Here is a 17,347-nt window from a genome sequence, read left to right as displayed (position 1 = left end):
ATTATAATTCCAGATAAGGTGACCCCATCCATACCTGTGACCCCCTGGTTGTACCACTTTTAACAGGGGCGGCCATGCAGCAGGTTGATCCAAGTAGAAACATCCCTATTTCATCCCCAATGGAGAAGCGGGCTCCGGCTGTAAAACCTTTATTGAGAACGATGGTGCCCACCGCCGGGCCTCCCACTATGGAGAGGTACCAGGGGCGGTTGTCATCATCCATAAGCATAACATTGACACGTTCATTGCGCATAGCAGGCAGGGATGGATCAGTTTTGTAAACCCAGGGCCTGAGGAGAACCAGCTCCCCGGAAATTCGCTCACTGCTTATGGCTCTGCCGTTGACAGGCGAATGGATGCGGTGGTAGTTGTTGTTATGGAGAAACACATTGGTGAAGTGGTAATCACCGGGGATCTCCGCCCCGTAACTTCCGAAAATAGTCCTTATATGTCTTCTGTCTCCCTTCACATTAATCTCCGGCATCTGACTTACCTCCCCGGTATCACAAAGTAATCCTTCACATGGCCATACGTATCGTGAGTTGATTTGTGGGGGCACTATATATTTTCTGGTAAAAAAGTCTTGAAAACTCCTGTAGTTATTATCCCCGCTTTCGGGCCGAAACATGCTAAGGTAATTGCTGTCCAGGCCATTGAGCCGGCAGTAGGGTTTTATGATATGCCTGGTGAAAGCCTTGTTATAAATCCTGGAGTAGGCCCTGGATACCTGCTTTTGCCAATAAGCAGGCAGGAGTGCCCAGAGGTTTAATGAGATGAAGCGATAGAAAAGTGTTGTCATTGATTGTGTTAGTTGAACCAATGAATTTTACGGGTACAACAGTCAAAAGATAGCTCCTGATGGGTGCATTTAGACCAACGGGCCGTAGTGAATGATCAATGACAAAGCTGTAAGTACGGAAAGTGTGCTAAATATAGAACTCCAGTTGAAAAACGGGAGAGGAAGTGGCCTGCAGGGGACGCACGGCGAGTATGTTGGCATTATTAAATACATCGATAAATTCAGTCCGGCTAATGCGCTCTTTGCTTTGTCCCGGCTTGATCTTATGGTATTGCATCCGGCCGGACTGATTGGCAGTGGCACTATAGACAAAATTATATCTAAAAGGAATAGGGGAGGGCACGAACCTCAAGTTACCCATATAAAGCCTCCTTTTTTAGTATGAATTTTTAAAATCGGCATATAGCATACTATTCTGCATCGAATTATACTGGGCCAAAAGCGTATATGCTGAGTTGGGTACGTAATTGAACCGCTGTTTGAAGTTTTCAACCTCAGCAGATAACTCTTTAACATAGAACCTGATTTGCTCCAGGTTTTTGCATCTTTTTGGTTTTTCAAAATTTCGCCTGGCGAAACTTGAAAACTGTTCGTCTAGTTTCTTCTTTTCAAACTCGCTCATTTTGATTGTGTATTTTTGCACTTATCTATAACGTAATTATAGCTATTTATGTTATTTTAATCAAGTTTTTGAAAAAATATATTGTGTAAAATTACACATATTTTTTAATCAGTATAGTGATGCTTAATTTGAGTTAAAATTTCTTAAGTTATTGATTACCTTGGGTTTAAACTGTATTAGTTGATTTGGTTATTTAGATGATTGTAGGTAATGTTTTTTTGCGAACCCATAAGCTGAAGGCGTAATGCAAGCAGGGTTGTGAGGCTCTCTGGTCGATTAGCATGCTGGGATTAGGATAGGGTAATGCTCCATTATTAATTCCCATGGCGGTATTTAATTAGGTTGTTTATGAAAGGGGATTACCAACTATTTAATTATATTTAAGAATTGTAAAACTAACAAAATTAAAAAGTGACTATGGAAGAATCTACGACAGGTGGCTTTCTTACAACGTGGCATCTATTAATGATAATTGGAGCGATTGTCTTTTTTGTATTATCCATTATTATTTTTATTTACCACCAGTTCCGCATTTCTGCAATCAGCGGTTTCAAAGAAAAATACGATTACATTCGAAATAATGAGATCAAGACCTACAAGATAAGTTTTATCTGTATTGCCATAGCTGTCGCCATGCTTATCAATACTTATGGCAAAGGTTCCCTTACTTTTGATCCGGTTTGGTTTTTTGTAAGGTTGTTTATCTCTATAGCTGGTGGTACCCTTGTGGGGTATATTGCTGCCCTTGTCCTGGAGTATTATTATCCTACCAAACTGACCAAGAAATTGAGAAAGTGGAGATACACTCCGCGTATAAACCCCGAGACTGGCAACAGGATGCGATTGTTAAGTGAAGATGAGGAAGACGTCCACCTTGATGAAGGTATGAAAGCTGAGGAGAACGTTTTCTCAGTTGATTACGATGTGTGGATTGATGAAGATACCGGTTATACCCAAATAGAAAAATATCCCGGACACCTTGAGGCGCTTCAGTGCGGCAATTGTGGTTTCTATACCCTCAAGGTTGTGCGTGAGGAAATTATAGAGCCTCCCACCGAAACCAAAGAAGGAGAGCTTATCAAGCACTACGAATGTCAGTATTGCGGCTCCGTAAGGGCTACTCAGTTCCATATTGCCAAGGAGGAAAGTTACGAGAATTTCAAACCTGAGAAGACACAGTTCAAGAGAAATGCTCTGGTTAGTGTAGTGAAGGTAGAAATCCATGGCTCGTCTGGTGAAAGAAAAAGCTACACCTTCCAGACTGTGGAGCAGGCAAAAAGCTTTCTTGACGAATTTGACTTTGAAAAAGCAGGATAGCCATTAGCGAATTTTTAATTATAATTGACTGTTGAAGACTTATTGATCATAACGGTCGTTGTAACAAGTACATAACTTTTTAAAACATCTGGCACCCTTTTAGTTGTATATTCGTTATACATCAAAATATTTAATACCGAAAAAGAAGAAGAGAAGCATGAAGAAGATCGCGATACTCGTAGCACCAATCCTGGTACTTTTAAGTTTTATCACCTACAGCTCCAATTCAGTTCTTGATTTCAATACATCATTGAATGATTCTACTGAAATCGCCCCTAAATCATTTTATGGCAATGAAGCCAAGCTCATAGCCCAAATTCTTGATACCTATCACTATAAAAAAATAAAACTCAACGACTCTCTGTCATCAGTAATACTGACGGATTATATAGAGACTCTGGACAATAATAAATCCTATTTCCTTAAGTCGGATATTGAGAAATTTGAAAAATACAGAACCAAAGTTGACGATTACCTGGAAGCAGGGAATGTCAACTTTGCATATGAGATCTACAATGTGTTTAAGGAGCGTTTCGACAATCGGATGACTTTTGTACTGGACAGTCTGGTTGGAATGGATTTTGACTACACAGTGGATGAATATTACAACACTGACCGCTCTAAAGGAGCCTGGCCCACTACAGAAAAGGAACTCGATGAACTTTGGAGGAAAATGGTAAAAAGCCAGGCTTTGTCATTAAAATTGAATGGCAAGGATAATGAAGGAATTAAGGAGACCATTAAAAAGCGCTACGAAAGGTTTAGTAAAGCAGCTCAGCAACATCGTTCGGAAGATGTATTTGAAGTGTTCATGAACGCAGTAGCTGAGGCTTTTGATCCTCATACCAACTATTTTTCACCAAGGACTTCTGATCGTTTTAAACAGAATATGAGCCTTTCGCTGGAGGGTATTGGAGCAAGATTACAAACAGAGACTGATTTTACCAAAGTGGTGCAGATACTTCCCGGCGGTCCTGCTGAAAAGAGCGATCTGCTCCATGAAAACGACAGGATCACCGGTGTGGCACAAGGAGAAGATGGTGAAATGGTAGATGTGATCGGTTGGCGAATAGACGATGTCGTGCAACTTATCAAAGGGCCAAAAGGCACAACAGTAAGACTGGAGATACTTCCTGCGGAGACTGGCGTAAATGGACCTACTCAGGTAATTACCCTTGTGCGCGATAAAATCAAACTTGAAGATATGCAGGCAAAGGCTGAGATTATCCCTTTGAAGAAAAACGGAAAGGAATACAAAATCGGTGTGATTACACTTCCAAGCTTCTATATGGATTTTGAAGCCTACCAGCAAGGTGACCCCAATTATACAAGTACAACACGTGATGTGAAGCGACTGGTAAAGGAATTGGAAAGCAAAGGTATTGATGGGCTGATGATGGACCTTAGAAACAACGGTGGCGGCTCACTGGCTGAGGCTATTGATCTTACCGGTTTGTTTATTAAAAACGGGCCTGTAGTGCAGGTGCGTACCTCAACCAATAAAGTGGAAGTAGGCGAGGATGAAGACCCTGAGATCATTTATAATGGCCCTATGGCAGTTATGATCAACAGGTTTAGTGCATCTGCATCTGAGATTTTTGCCGCGGCTATTCAGGACTATCACCGTGGAGTGGTAATTGGAGAGCCAACTTTTGGAAAAGGTACTGTACAAAGCGTGATCGACCTGGGCAGATATTTACAAGTACCGGAGGGCGAGGAAGTGGGCCAGTTGAAATTAACACTTCAAAAATTCTACAGAGTTACAGGAAGTAGTACGCAGCACTTGGGTGTTAGCCCTGACGTGAACCTGCCTTCAGCTTTTGATGCTGATGAATTTGGAGAAAGTGCAAGCAAAAGTGCCCTGCCGTGGGACCAGATCAACAGCACAACTTTCAACGTTAGTCAGGAGGTGTCTCCCCAGTTGGTACTTAGGCTCAACGATCAATATTCCAGGAGACTTGAGACCAGTCCGGAGCTAAAAGCTTTGGTGGAAGATACCAAAGAGCTTAAACTGAACCTTGCCAAGACTCAAATTTCTCTGAATGAAGAAAAAAGAAGAAAAGAGATTGAAGAGGCTGAGAAACGTGAAGCCAAGCGTGTGAGCCTGTCTGGAACCAGTATCAAAAAGGAAAGTGAGGGTAATACTGACGATGTCAATATTGAAGACCAGTATCTTAAAGAAGGAGTCATTATTTTAACCCAAATGATATCTGAGATCGGATAAAAAATAGAATTATCGTGTAAAAGGGAGAGCCGTCAAACCGCTCTCCCTTTTTTGTTTCTACAGACACGAAAAATATCTTACTTTTAAGCGTCAAATTTTAAAATCTTACAATAACTATGATAAAACACAAGCTATACGTGGTGCTCGCCATTTTGATGTGTTTTGGCTATGGATTTAGCCCGGCACAGGAGAAGGAAGAGTACAAAGACCTGAAAGAAGCCTTATTTTCCGGAAGTAAACTATCAGGAGGCAGTGGACCTCAAAGTGTAAACTGGATTGATGGGGGTGATAGGTTTTCATATATCTCAAGTGATTCCGAAACTCCTGAGATAAGATCATATAACCCCAAAAGCCAGAGTGATGAGCTTATATTCAAGGCTGAAGGTGTTAACTTCCCCGGTCAGGATAAGGCTTTTGAATATACCTCTTTTCAGTGGTCAAAGGATTCAAAATATATTTTGTTCCAGACTAATTTCAGGCCTGTATGGAGGAGATCGGGCATATCCGATTTCTATTTTTATTCTGTAAAAGACAAGTCACTTAAACTGGTGGCAAAAGATGCACAGACCGCCGAAATATCGCCCGACGGTACTAAGGTCGGTTATGAGCGGGGAGGAAACTTGTATGTTTTTGATTTTGCCACGCAAAAAGAAACGCAACTGACTTTTGATGCTGAGGACTATTTTTACAATGGACGTTTTGGCTGGGCCTATGAGGAAGAGTTCGGCCTGGCGCAGGCATGGATATGGTCTCCGGATAGCAAGTATATTGCTTTCTGGCAATCTGATGAACGTGAAGTGCCTATTTTCCAAATGACCGATTATTCGGGCCAGCATGCGGAGTATGTTGACGTACCTTATCCGAAAGTAGGGGATACCAATCCTTCTGTTCGCATAGGAGTGATTAATGTAGCCAAGAAGAGTAATCAGTGGATGGACGTGAAGCTGGAGGGAGGTTATATTCCAAGGCTATACTGGACTTCTTCACCTGGTCAGTTGGCTATTGTTCACCTTAACAGGAAGCAGAACCACCTTAAACTATTCTTTAACAATGCGGATACCGGAGTTGGAAAGCTTATCATGGAAGAAAAGTCTGAAACCTGGATTGATGTATTCGACTTTTTTGCCGGCATTATGCACTTGTTTTTCTTCCCGGAAGATAAAGATGAGTTTCTCTGGATCTCTGACAGGGATGGATGGAGCCACATTTACAGGTACGACTACAACGGCAAAGTTCTTAATCAGGTAACGAAGGGAGAGTGGGAAGTAACCCGTGTAGAAGCCGTTGACTCTAAGGATGGTGTGATCTACTATACCAGTACAGAGGCATCGCCACTGGAGCGGCATCTATATGCTGTTGACTTTGAAGGAAAGAATAAAAAGAAGCTGACTACAGCGCAGGGCCGACACCATCTGAACGTGGCACCAAATGGCAAGTATTATATTGACTCTTACTCCAACACCGACATGCCAAAACAGGTTGAATTGCTGTCTACAAAAGGTAAAATGCTCAAAAAGTTTGAAAATAATGATGAGGTTAAGCAGTTTACTTCAAACAACTTCTACGCACCTAAAGAGCTCATCAGCTTTACAACTTCTGATGGACAGCAACTTGATGGCTATGTGATCAAGCCAAAGGGCTTTGACCCGGCCAAAAAGTATCCTTTGGTGCTGAACATTTATGGAGGGCCCGGGGCACAGTCTGTTTATGATGAATATGCTACCAATGGATGGGAACAATACCTTGCCCAGGAAGGATATGTGATTGCCAGTGTTAACAACAGAGGTTCCGGTGGCTATGGCAGTGCCTTTGAAAAAGTGGTTTACAGAAACCTTGGTGAGACTGAGAGCAAAGATTTTGTTGAGACGGTTAAATACCTGGCGTCCCAGCCTTGGGTAGATGGTGATAGAATGGCCATCAGAGGACACAGCTATGGAGGGTATATGTCCAGTTATACTATGCTAAACCATCCTGATGTGTTTAAAGTATCCCTTGTAGGTGCACCTGTAACTGACTGGAGATTATATGATAGTATCTATGCAGAGCGGTATATGGACTTGTTGAATGATAATGCAGCGGGATACAAGAAAAGTGCGTCTACCGCCGCCGCAGGTAACCTAAAGGGAAAGATGTTTATAGCGCACTCTGCCATGGATGAAAACGTCCATATGCAGAACACCATGCAACTGGTAAAAGCGCTGATTGATAATGGTAAGGATGCTGACCTGAGAATATATCCTCCCGGAGCCCATGGCGTGGCTTATGATGGCGTTAGCTATGTGCTGCTATATTCACAGTATGTTGATTATTTAAATGAGCACTTGAAATAAGCAAAACAATTGAGGCTGTATTCCTGCCTTTAATAAAGATCCATTCGTTACCACTTCCGGTAATGGATGGATCTTTTGTTTTGGAACTTATTGGAATTTTGCCTATCCATGAACCATGATGATTTTAAGCCGTTTATTATGTTGTAAGCGTATGGTTTATGAAACGGCTCCTTATCATTCTTTCCATCCTTTTTGCTGGTGTTGAGGCTTCATGTCAAGACTCTTTGATCAGAAAGAGCATCTATTTTGGCGGAGGAAGTTACTTTATTGACGATTTTCAGGTTGAAGAGCTTCAGCAGTTTATTCAGGACGTTGAACGGCTGGAAAATTATGAGGTAATTATATTCAGCCATACTGACAACATCGGCGGCCGGGAATATAATGAATGGCTTTCCCGGATGCGCAGTGGTGCCGTAATTGAGGAGCTTTTGCAAATGAATGTGCCTGCCGAATTGATCAAAACGCGCAATTTCGGCCTTTCCAATCCCTTGTATACCAATACCTCTCACAATGGGCGGGTGATGAACCGGAGAGTAGATATCATTCTCTGGCCCATTGTATTTTGATTTTAAACTGAAAAATAATCTGATCAGACTTTTATGTAAGGGAAGTCATTTGGTGGTCTTACCCTCGTACATATCCGTGAATACCTGATCTACAGGCTCCCAAAGTTCTATTTTATTGTTCTCGGGATCTAGTATATGCACAAATTTGCCATATTCGTAGGTTTCAATTTCGTCCAGTACTTTAACTCCGGCTGCCTTTAGTTCTTCAACCAGTGCTTCAAGGTTATGTACCCTGTAGTTGATCATGAACTCTTTGGTAGAGGGCTCAAAGTAGGTTGTTTTATTATCAAAAGGACTCCACTGTAGATATCCCTTTTTGTCAGGGAGATCCGCCTGGCGGAATTCAAAGAGAGAGCCATATTCATTGGTGACCAGTCCAAGATTTTCGCTGTACCAGTTCCTCAATTTGTCAGGATTCTGGCATTTGAAAAATATGCCTCCTATACCAGTCACTTTTTTATTGTTGTCTGCCATGTTGTTGTGATTTTTAAGCTTAGGTGTATAACTCTTAAAGATAAACCATTTCGGCGATTAGCGGGTGTAAAGCCAATAAAACCTGCTGTAAATGCGGGGTGCTTATTAGTATGTTAATGCACAAAATGCAGATAATCTTACATCATTGCTTTTTGTTTGTATTTAGAAGAATAAACCCGCTTTTATTGCCGGGTAAAGGTTCTTGCCTGAGGAAATACTAGTCTGAAATATTGGTTCTTTATTAACGTGTTAATAGTGTAAATAACGAATAAACAGTTGATAAAGGTGGGTGGTGCATCTTTGAGAGGTAGATTCTGTATTTGTAACATGTGCCATTTAGCCTGTAAATATTAATGTAATCTGTTGTAGGTGATCTGTCATATAAAAAGCTATATCTCTGATAACCTGTAAAACATTACATATAGGAGGATATTAGCCAATTATTAAGTTTATTTAATAAAAGGCCTTTATGTGCTGATCAAGGGCTGTTTTTGCCAGAAAATGGCTGAAAAATGATGGTGAACGACCAGTATGACCTTACTGTTACCATTTGAAATCTGTACCTATTAACGGTTGAAACCATAGACAGCAGGGGCTAAATATAAAAAGAAGATAAAGAGAGCTATGATTAAAACTTTTGTGGTCGATGACGATCCGGTTTATGCTATGATGATTGGGGAGACCCTCAAAAAACATGAACTGTTGGAATTTGAATTTTTTACCAATGCCGAAGATTGTCTGGCCAATTTACATCAACGCCCTGATATAATAACCATTGATTTTCACTTACCTGATGCCAATGGCCTTGAATTGCTTGAGCGCATAAGGAAGTTTGATTCGGGTATTTATACTGTACTCATCAGTGGTCAGAAGCAACTTGAGGTGGTAGTGGAAGCTTATAAACAGGGCGCAACATCTTATCTCATTAAAAACGAAGATGCGCTGGTGGAGCTGGACAACACGGTTAAGAACCTCATTTCAGCCATTAGCCTGGAGCGGGAAGTGGAATCGCTCAGAGAGCAAGTGTTTGAAAAAAATAAGTATAGTAATATTCTGGGAAGCAGCCCGGCCATTATGAAGATGCTGAAAATGGTGCAGAAGGTGGAGTCCAAAAACATATTGGTGATGATCACCGGAGAAAGCGGAACCGGGAAGGAGCTGTTTGCTAGCGCCATACACTATAATTCCCCAAGGAAAAAGAAACCTTTTGTAACCGTAAACATGGGGGCGATCCCTCACGATCTGGTTGAGAGTGAGCTTTTCGGGCATGAGAAAGGGGCTTTTACGGGGGCTACCTCAAAGCGTATAGGAAGATTTGAAGAAGCTCACCAGGGCACTATATTCCTTGATGAGATCGGTGAAATAGATATGGACATGCAAAAGAAACTTTTGCGGGTATTGCAGGAACAGGAAGTGGTGCGGCTCGGGAGCAATAAGGCTATAAAGCTGGATGTGCGTGTGATCGCGGCTACCAATAAGGATCTTGTAAAAGAGGTGAAGGAAGGCCGGTTCAGAGAAGACCTTTTCTACCGCCTTCAAGGCTTTTTACTGCAGTTGCCACCACTCAGAGAACGTGGTGATGACGTGATCATTTTGGCAAAGGCTTTCCTCAGGGATTTTCTTGTCCAAAACAAAATGGATGATATGAGAATTTCAAGAGGGGCCATGGAACAGTTGATGAAGCACTCCTGGCCGGGCAATGTAAGAGAACTGAAATCCATAATAGAACGAGCTGCTTTAATGGCAGAAGGCGACGAAATACAGGAAGAAGATCTGATCTTCTCCACATAATTTTTTTAAACTTTAACAAATATGAGATTGAGACAGAACCAAAAACCTACCGTTAAAACCAGCACCAGTGTAGTACTTAAGTATGCAGCTTTGGGACTCCTTACCATAGTCCTGATTTTCTCTGCAGTATTTATTTACAACAATTTTATTAACATAGGTGACACCAGGGCAGAAGGAGACGAAGGGGCCATGGACGGCGGCGGTTTTGCTCTCTATATGGATGGCAGTGGTGATTATGTTGCGCTACAATCTTATGAAGACAGCAAAGGCAGCCTGCCCCAATTAACCGTTGAGGCATGGGTCAGTATTCCGGCAGGAGACAAAGGGGATCAGGTCATGCCTGTAATCGACTTTGATGGCGGCGAGTATTATAGTCTGTATGTTAATGGAAAAAATGGCAAGGTGTACTTTATTACCACCGGAGAAGATGGTTCGGAAGACGAAACCCAGTCAAAAAGCACTAAAGTAAATGATGGTAACTGGCACCACGTGGCTGCAGTGTATGATGGTAATGATAAAATACTTTACATCGATGGCAAGGAAGTTTCTAGGACTAACAGCGCACACAAGAGAAAGGCACTCGGAACCGGAGCTACCCGGTATGGCTTTATCGGAGCCCAGTCTGAAGCCAATAGTTTCGATGGGAATACTGGTAAAAACTTTTTTAAAGGGAGTATCGATGAAGTGAGGGTTTGGTCAGTGGCAAAGTCGCAGGAAGATATTCGCCAGAAACTGACGGAAAAGCTGACTGGAGAAGAAGAGAATCTCTACATGCACTTGAGCCTTAATGAGGGAGAAGGTAACGAGATCAAAGAGGCAGTACAAAATAAAAAAGGAGCACTTAAAGGAGATCTTTCCGGTGCAGGATGGGTAGCGTCAGGTATTTACATGGGAGACCAGAGTATTTATGACTATAACAACTATAGCTTATCTTATACAATTGAAGGAAAGGGAACAGTTACGGTTGATATCACCAGTGGAAGCCCGGAGGGAATACATATTTATTTTGTGAAGGAAAGCCCTAACTATGTAACCATTCCGGATGGTATGCAGGCTCTTGAAGGGTTTTATTGGGGCGTATATGCGATGGGAGATGTTGAATATAGTTTTTCATATGATTTTTCTAATTACACCGGAGATTTTGACCCTCTGGCGATTGAGCTGGTGGAGCGACAGAATAGTGCCTCTGACTGGGCTAACTCAGGAGCTTATAAAATGGCAGGGCAAAGCCAAATGATGGTGCCTAATCAAAAAGGTACGGAATACGCTCTGGCTTCCTCAGCTGTGGTGATGCCTATAGAACTTGCCAGGTTTGATGCCAAAGTCAAAGGTGCTGATGTTGAAGTTACCTGGACGACTTCGTCGGAGCTCAACAATGACTTTTTTACCATAGAAAGAAGTCGTGATGGGAAAGACTATGAAATAGCCGGAGTGGTAGAGGGAGCGGGCAATAGTGAAGAACCTCTTTCATATAGTTATACAGACAGTAGCCCTTTCAGTGGCAGATCGTACTATAGGTTGAAACAAACCGATTACGACGGTAAGTTTGAGTATTTTGCTCCGGTAATGGTGGAGAAGGATAATGTGGTAATTGAAAATGTTCAGTTAACGGTTTACCCCAACCCTTCGTTGAACCAGGTGATCACGGTAGTTGTGGAGGGGCTGGCTGACGGAAGTGAAGCTCGGGTAGCCATGATGGACCTGCAGGGTAATGCAGTATTTACGGAAGATGTTGCCTCCAACGGAATAGGTAATGTTGAAGTAAAGATTGATCCTTCAAGCATATCCGGCGGCAACTATCTGGTGGTAGTTACAACGGCTTCCGATAAATACACCAAACAGGTTATTTTGAGAAAGTAAGGAGAATTTTATAAAAAGATCAGGAGCTGCCTTCGAGGCCTAATGTAAAGTAGAAGGTAGCTCCTTCATTAACCTTGCCGTCAGCCCATATTTGTCCCTGATGGTGAAATATGATCCGTTTGGCAATAGCCAGGCCTACACCCGTTCCATTATAGTCACTTACTTTATGGAGTCTCTGAAACACGCCGAAGAGCTTATCTTTGTATAATTCATCAAAACCGGCGCCGTTATCACGTACTCTGTAGACGTATTGTCCTTCCTGCTCATAGCCATCTACTTCAATTACTGCCACGGGTTCTTTTTGAGTGTACTTTATGGCATTTGATAGCAAGTTGGTCACGAGCCTTTCCAGCATTTGCTTATCGCCATAATTTTCCTTTATTGGAGATAGCTTAAACTCTATGTTTCTGTCGTCTTCCATTCGCTCAGTGAGTTGTGTATAAGTATCCTGAAACAACTGGTGCATATCCACTTTGCGGGGATACAACTCCTGTCTGCCTAGCTTAGAAAAATCCAGCATGTCATCAATGAGTGTTGACATATTTTTGGCACTGTTCACGATCCTGGTAATGAGTTTTTGGCCTTCCGGGTCGAGCTGGTCGTAGTAGTCTTCAATGAGGATCTCCGAAAAACCTGCAATACTTCGTAAAGGGCTTCTCAGGTCATGTGACACTGAGTAACTGAATGATTTAAGCTCATCATAAGCGAGGTTCAGGTCCCTGATGTTTTTTTTGAGTTTCTGGTGGGTCTCCTTTAGCTCTTGCTCCTGCTTGTACTTGTCGATGAAGAACTGCACCTTATTAAGCAAGATATCAGGTTCAAACGGCTTTGTAATATAGCTGAAAGCACCGGCTTCATATCCTTTGAAAATATTAATATGGTCTTTATATATGGCCGAAATAAATATGAACGGAATATGCGATGTTTTTTTATCGGATCGCAGAAGACTGGCCAGCTCGTAGCCGTCCATTCCCGGCATTTGAATATCGATCAGGGCAAGTGCAAAATCGTGGTGCAGGGTCAGGCGCAGGGCCTCATTGCCACTTTCAGCTTTGAATAATTCTACATCAAGGTGTCTGAGCAGCCTCTCCAGGGCTATAAGGTTTTCCGGCCGGTCATCTACCATCAGTATTTTAATGACCGGTGTTGACCCTTTCTCTTTTTCGGTAGGTATGTTCTGCTTGGGTAGGTTTTGTTGTTGCATAACTATTTCTTTATCCAAATATGAATGAGAGATATTAACCTGGCTACATCTACCGGTTTGGTGATGTAATCATTAGCTCCGGCATCAATGCATAACTGCCGGTCTTCTTTCATGCTCTTTGCCGTAAGTGCTATAATGGGCAGGTCATGAAACCGTTCATCTTTCCGGATGGCCCGCATGCATTCGTATCCATCCATTTCAGGCATCATGATATCCATAAGTACGATGTCGACATCAGGGGTATCATTAAGCTTGGAAAGGGCTACTTTGCCATTATCAGCTTTAAGCACCTCAAATCCCTTTTGTGACAGTATTTTCGACAGCGCCCATACATTGCGCATATCATCATCTACAAGCAGCACTTTCTTTTCATTGAAGGCAATATCCTGATCATATAAGTCTGTGATGATCTGCTGCTTTGTAGGGGGCAGGTTTTTTACCATTCTATGCAGGAAGAGGGCAGTTTCGTCAAGGAGCCTCTCTTCCGATTTTACACCTTTCACTATGATGGTTTCGGCGTACTGCTGCAGGTCGTCATTCTCTTTTTTGGTCAGTTCCTTGCCTGTATACACAATGATTGGCGGAAGTTTCCTTTCTTCCTTTTCCAGCCTTTTGATAAGTTCGAAACCATTAATGTCCGGCAGCCCGATATCCATGACCATACAGTCAATTTTCTGCTGCTTGAACAAGTCCAGGGCCTCGGCCGCGGTGCCTGCTTCAAAGCACTTCACGTCACCATTGCCGATAAGTTTCACGATAGACCTTCGCAGGTCATCATTATCCTCAAGGATCAGCAGGTTCTTCATTTTACGGTTAATGAAGTCTTCGATCCGGGCAAAGGCTTCCTCCAACTGGTCTTTGCTTACCGGTTTTGTCAGGTATTCGACGGCACCTGCTTTGATGAGTTCCAGTGTCTGCTCATTGACAGACATGATGTGGACGGGAATATGTCGCAGGGAAGGATTGGTTTTGAGCGTTTTGAGTACCATATGTCCGTTCATTCCCGGAAGGTCAATATCCAGGATAATAGCCTGAGGCTGATACTGCTCTGCGAGCCTGAGGCCGTCCTCACCGGTGGCGGCTGAGAGGAACTTCAAGCCCTTCTGTTTGGACTGGTTGGCAAGTATACGGGCAAAATTGAGATCGTCTTCAATGATCAGTACCACATGGTCCCCATCCTTGAACTGGTTCCGTTCATCGGGCAATGCCGGGTAATTAAGATACTCATCTTCAATAATTTCCATTGAGGATGGTCCGGTCTGAGGAGAAGGTGACTCTGCCGGAGTATCTGTACTTTCAGGTTCTTCCATTTCAATCGGTATGATCAGACTGAACTTAGACCCGTTTCCGGGAACACTGCTGACTGTTATCTTCCCTCCAAGGATTCGTGCCAGTTCACGGCTTATGGAAAGGCCAAGGCCTGTTCCTCCATATTTACGGGCAGTGCTGCCATCGACCTGTTGGAATGCCTCAAAGATCACCTGCTGCTTTTCCTTAGGGATACCGATACCTGTATCCGAAACAGCTATTTGCATGAAGTCTCCAGCATCACGGCTGAAATTTACTGCAACATGTCCCTGGTGCGTGAATTTTAAGGCGTTGGATACTAGGTTTTTAATAATTTGATCAATACGCTGGCGGTCTGTTTTGATGGTCTGGGGCAGCCCTTCATCAATGTTGATTTTTAACTCCAGCCCTTTTTGTATCGCCATACGCTGGAAGTTGTTTTTAATGCTGTCACTCAACTCTGTTATGCTAAATTTTGTAGGGTTGAGGCTCAGCTTTCCTGCCTCTACTTTTGAGAGATCAAGGATGTCATTGATGAGTGCCAGCAGGTCTTTGCCACTTTTTACTATTACCTCAGCGCTTTCTACCTGGTCAGGTGTAAGGTTGTTTTCCCTGTTTTCGGCCAGATCGTTGGAAAGTATGAGCAGACTGTTGAGTGGTGTCCGTAACTCATGGCTCATGTTAGCCAGAAATTCGGACTTGTATTTACTGCTTATCTCCAGTTGGCGGGCTTTAAGCTCAATATCCTGCCGTGCTGTTTCCAGATCGGTATTTTTCTGAGCAACTATCTCTGCCTGCTCTTCCAGTTCTTCATTGGCCGCCTGGAGTTCTTCCTGCTGTTCTTTGAGTTTCACGGTCTGCTCTTCCAGTTCTTCATTGCTTTGTTGCAGCTCTTCCTGCTGGGCTTGCAGTTCTTCACTCTGCCGCTGGGTTTCTGCCAGCAATTCATCGATTTGTTCACGTGCTATGGAGGCATCAATAGCAATCGCCACGGTTTCCATGGCAGAAGTCAGGAAGGCTTGTTCCTCCTCGGTAAAAGGCTCAAATTTCCCTAGTTCTATGATGCCTAATGCCTCATTTTCAAGTACCAGGGGTAGGGCATAGACATAGGAGGGAGGGGTTTCCATCAGGCTGGAGGAGACCATGATCTCAGCCTTGCCAGCTTCAACTATCATGGGTTTGAGTGTTACGGCCACCTGCCCGGCAATTCCCTCACCGGGTTTGATCACATTATCTGGCCGCTTGGCAGACTTGAATGCGAATGAGCCTGCCAGATAGAATGTGTCATCCGAATTTTTTAAAAAAAGTGTACCCACACATGCTTTGTGTCGCTCGGCCAGAAAGGTAATAATATCCAGTGACAGTGTCTTGAGGTTTTTGTTGCCCTCCATAACCTTATTCAATGCATTCAGGCCATTAGAGTAGTCCTGGTGGCGTTTGGCCTGTAGATTTCGGTCTTTCAGGGCATTCCTCATTTTTAGTAAGGCAGCACCCAGGTTACTCAATTCACGTGTACCACCCACATTGACTTCAGTTTCGAGGTTTCCGGCGGCTATGTTATCGGCTACTTCGGCAGCACTGCCTACCGGGCGTGTAATAGAGCGGGAAACCACTGCACCGAGCAGAATACTCAGCAAAATGCCACTGCCCAGCAACCCATACTCCAGATTGCTAAGGTTTATGATCTCCTCATCAATGGCCTCAAAATCCCTGCGCATAAGAAACTCAACATCATTGGTAATATCATTTACGAGGTGACGGATTTCGTTGGCAGATTTCAGGCCATTGGCTTGCAGCAGATCAATCGCTGCGGTTTCATCAGATGCGGCAAGGGTCTCCACCTCGTCCTGGTAGTTTTCGAGCTGGTTTAGCCTGGCCTGTAGTTCATCGAGCTTGTCTTTGTCAACGGAGTCAACTTTTCTTTTTGCCAGCAGGCGCAATTGCTCAAATGAACTATTGATCTCATTGTTCCAGGCTTCCTGTCGCTCCCTCTTTAAAACCGGATCTTTAAGCAGAACATAACCTCTGAGAGCGGCCACAGAGTGATTGATGCCATTGTCGATCTCAAGACACATGCGTGTGGCTAATACACGCTGGTCGGTGATGCGTTGAGCTACACCTTTGACATTATTGACCTGCCATAAGGTAGAACCTACCGCAAGTGTGATGATCAGGGCCAATATGGTATAGCCCAAACCTATCTTTTGACCGAGTGTGTCAATCTTTAGTCTCATGTGTATGGGGTTCTTTGTTTTTAGCCAATTTTATAAGCAATTCATAGATTTCATCAGGAGGCAGGGTATAGTCAGGCTGAGCTTCTTTAATGGCTGCTTTGGGCATAGGGGCGGCTTCACAGGTTTCTGGTGCCTGAACTATTGTCAATCCGCCGTTTTCTTTTATCCTTTTTAACCCTACTGCACCATCAGAATTGTATCCTGAAAGAACTACTCCAATCAATCTGTTTTTAAATGCATCTGCTGCGGTCTCAAAAAGCACATCTATAGAAGGCCTGGCATAATTGACCGGCTCCGACACGGTCAACGTTAAGGTGCGGTCTCGCTCTACGAGTAAATGGTAGTTGGCCGGAGCCACATACATAGTGGCGGCCTCAATTTTCTCCTTTTCATCGGCCTCTTTGACTTTAATGGCAGCCAGTTTGTCGAGTGACCTGATCCAGTAACCATCACTGTCGGCACCTATATGCTGCACTACTATCAGGGGTAGTGAAAAGCCGGCAGGGATTTTGGCAACCATGGATTTCAGCAGTTTTGTGCCTCCCGCTGAGGTTCCTAACACTATGGCCTCATATGGTTTTGCCGCATCCATTATGTGATAAGGTATTTCTTTTTATAGATTTTATACTGACTGTCTAT

The 17,347-nt window shown here is 43.3% G+C and carries 13 protein-coding genes; 6 read left to right on the top strand and 7 right to left on the bottom strand.

Annotated features, from left to right (window positions below; all coding sequences use genetic code 11):
• Position 1 precedes the first annotated feature (1 nt).
• The 3 genes from E1163_RS29780 to E1163_RS29770 form a co-directional block, all read right to left on the bottom strand.
• Positions 2–799: a phosphatidylserine decarboxylase gene (locus E1163_RS29780; protein WP_155177383.1), complete on the bottom strand. Its 798-nt coding sequence runs from the start codon at positions 797–799 to the stop codon at positions 2–4.
• Positions 800–926: 127 nt separating this feature from the next.
• A complete protein-coding gene (locus E1163_RS31085; protein ID WP_155177380.1) occupies positions 927–1,160 on the bottom strand; it encodes a hypothetical protein in 234 nt (77 codons plus the stop codon).
• A gap of 15 nt (positions 1,161–1,175) precedes the next feature.
• Positions 1,176–1,421, bottom strand: a complete 246-nt coding sequence (locus tag E1163_RS29770; protein WP_155177378.1) for a hypothetical protein — start codon at positions 1,419–1,421, stop codon at positions 1,176–1,178.
• Positions 1,422–1,838: 417 nt separating this feature from the next.
• Between E1163_RS29770 and E1163_RS29765 the strand changes: the two genes are divergently transcribed.
• From E1163_RS29765 to E1163_RS29750, 4 genes are all read left to right on the top strand, one after another.
• Entirely contained in the window at positions 1,839–2,738 is a 900-nt protein-coding gene (locus E1163_RS29765; protein ID WP_246223987.1) for a hypothetical protein, read from the top strand.
• Between the two features lie 157 nt (positions 2,739–2,895).
• Complete coding sequence (locus E1163_RS29760; RefSeq protein ID WP_155177376.1) at positions 2,896–4,962, top strand: carboxy terminal-processing peptidase; 2,067 nt, start codon at positions 2,896–2,898, stop codon at positions 4,960–4,962.
• A 155-nt stretch (positions 4,963–5,117) separates the two neighbouring features.
• A complete protein-coding gene (locus E1163_RS29755; RefSeq protein ID WP_425482741.1) occupies positions 5,118–7,292 on the top strand; it encodes a S9 family peptidase in 2,175 nt (724 codons plus the stop codon).
• A 158-nt stretch (positions 7,293–7,450) separates the two neighbouring features.
• Positions 7,451–7,858 carry an OmpA family protein gene (locus E1163_RS29750; RefSeq protein ID WP_155177372.1) on the top strand — a complete coding sequence of 136 codons (408 nt, stop codon included), beginning with the start codon at positions 7,451–7,453 and terminating at the stop codon, positions 7,856–7,858.
• Between the two features lie 45 nt (positions 7,859–7,903).
• On the opposite strand, the gene E1163_RS29745 is transcribed toward E1163_RS29750, so the two are convergent.
• Positions 7,904–8,332: a VOC family protein gene (locus tag E1163_RS29745; RefSeq protein WP_155177370.1), complete on the bottom strand. Its 429-nt coding sequence runs from the start codon at positions 8,330–8,332 to the stop codon at positions 7,904–7,906.
• Between the two features lie 624 nt (positions 8,333–8,956).
• Between E1163_RS29745 and E1163_RS29740 the strand changes: the two genes are divergently transcribed.
• Both E1163_RS29740 and E1163_RS29735 read left to right on the top strand, forming a co-directional pair.
• Complete coding sequence (locus tag E1163_RS29740) at positions 8,957–10,123, top strand: sigma-54-dependent transcriptional regulator (protein WP_155177369.1); 1,167 nt, start codon at positions 8,957–8,959, stop codon at positions 10,121–10,123.
• Between the two features lie 21 nt (positions 10,124–10,144).
• Positions 10,145–11,983, top strand: a complete 1,839-nt coding sequence (locus E1163_RS29735) for a LamG-like jellyroll fold domain-containing protein (RefSeq protein ID WP_155177367.1) — start codon at positions 10,145–10,147, stop codon at positions 11,981–11,983.
• A gap of 19 nt (positions 11,984–12,002) precedes the next feature.
• On the opposite strand, the gene E1163_RS29730 is transcribed toward E1163_RS29735, so the two are convergent.
• From E1163_RS29730 to E1163_RS29720, 3 genes are read right to left on the bottom strand one after another with little or no spacing between them, the layout of a single operon-like run.
• Positions 12,003–13,187 (bottom strand): sensor histidine kinase, encoded by a 1,185-nt coding sequence (locus tag E1163_RS29730; protein ID WP_155177366.1) that lies wholly within the window; start codon positions 13,185–13,187, stop codon positions 12,003–12,005.
• Positions 13,188–13,189: 2 nt separating this feature from the next.
• Positions 13,190–16,708, bottom strand: a complete 3,519-nt coding sequence (locus E1163_RS29725) for a response regulator (protein WP_155177364.1) — start codon at positions 16,706–16,708, stop codon at positions 13,190–13,192.
• Entirely contained in the window at positions 16,692–17,300 is a 609-nt protein-coding gene (locus tag E1163_RS29720; protein ID WP_155177362.1) for a chemotaxis protein CheB, read from the bottom strand. Before E1163_RS29720 ends, E1163_RS29725 begins: the two co-directional genes overlap by 17 nt.
• Positions 17,301–17,347 lie beyond the last annotated feature (47 nt).

It is taken from the genome of Fulvivirga kasyanovii, assembly GCF_009711405.1.
Lineage (GTDB): Bacteria > Bacteroidota > Bacteroidia > Cytophagales > Cyclobacteriaceae > Fulvivirga > Fulvivirga kasyanovii.
This window is presented reverse-complemented; position numbering and strand designations above follow the sequence as displayed.

Bases quoted from the DNA above. Each gene is read 5' to 3' on its own strand.
- E1163_RS29780 (WP_155177383.1), bottom strand. From the start codon at position 799: ATGACAACACTTTTCTATCGCTTCATCTCATTAAACCTCTGGGCACTC.
- E1163_RS31085 (WP_155177380.1), bottom strand. From the start codon at position 1,160: ATGGGTAACTTGAGGTTCGTGCCCTCCCCTATTCCTTTTAGATATAAT.
- E1163_RS29770 (WP_155177378.1), bottom strand. From the start codon at position 1,421: ATGAGCGAGTTTGAAAAGAAGAAACTAGACGAACAGTTTTCAAGTTTC.
- E1163_RS29765 (WP_246223987.1), top strand. From the start codon at position 1,839: ATGGAAGAATCTACGACAGGTGGCTTTCTTACAACGTGGCATCTATTA.
- E1163_RS29760 (WP_155177376.1), top strand. From the start codon at position 2,896: ATGAAGAAGATCGCGATACTCGTAGCACCAATCCTGGTACTTTTAAGT.
- E1163_RS29755 (WP_425482741.1), top strand. From the start codon at position 5,118: ATGTGTTTTGGCTATGGATTTAGCCCGGCACAGGAGAAGGAAGAGTAC.
- E1163_RS29750 (WP_155177372.1), top strand. From the start codon at position 7,451: ATGAAACGGCTCCTTATCATTCTTTCCATCCTTTTTGCTGGTGTTGAG.
- E1163_RS29745 (WP_155177370.1), bottom strand. From the start codon at position 8,332: ATGGCAGACAACAATAAAAAAGTGACTGGTATAGGAGGCATATTTTTC.
- E1163_RS29740 (WP_155177369.1), top strand. From the start codon at position 8,957: ATGATTAAAACTTTTGTGGTCGATGACGATCCGGTTTATGCTATGATG.
- E1163_RS29735 (WP_155177367.1), top strand. From the start codon at position 10,145: ATGAGATTGAGACAGAACCAAAAACCTACCGTTAAAACCAGCACCAGT.
- E1163_RS29730 (WP_155177366.1), bottom strand. From the start codon at position 13,187: ATGCAACAACAAAACCTACCCAAGCAGAACATACCTACCGAAAAAGAG.
- E1163_RS29725 (WP_155177364.1), bottom strand. From the start codon at position 16,708: ATGAGACTAAAGATTGACACACTCGGTCAAAAGATAGGTTTGGGCTAT.
- E1163_RS29720 (WP_155177362.1), bottom strand. From the start codon at position 17,300: ATGGATGCGGCAAAACCATATGAGGCCATAGTGTTAGGAACCTCAGCG.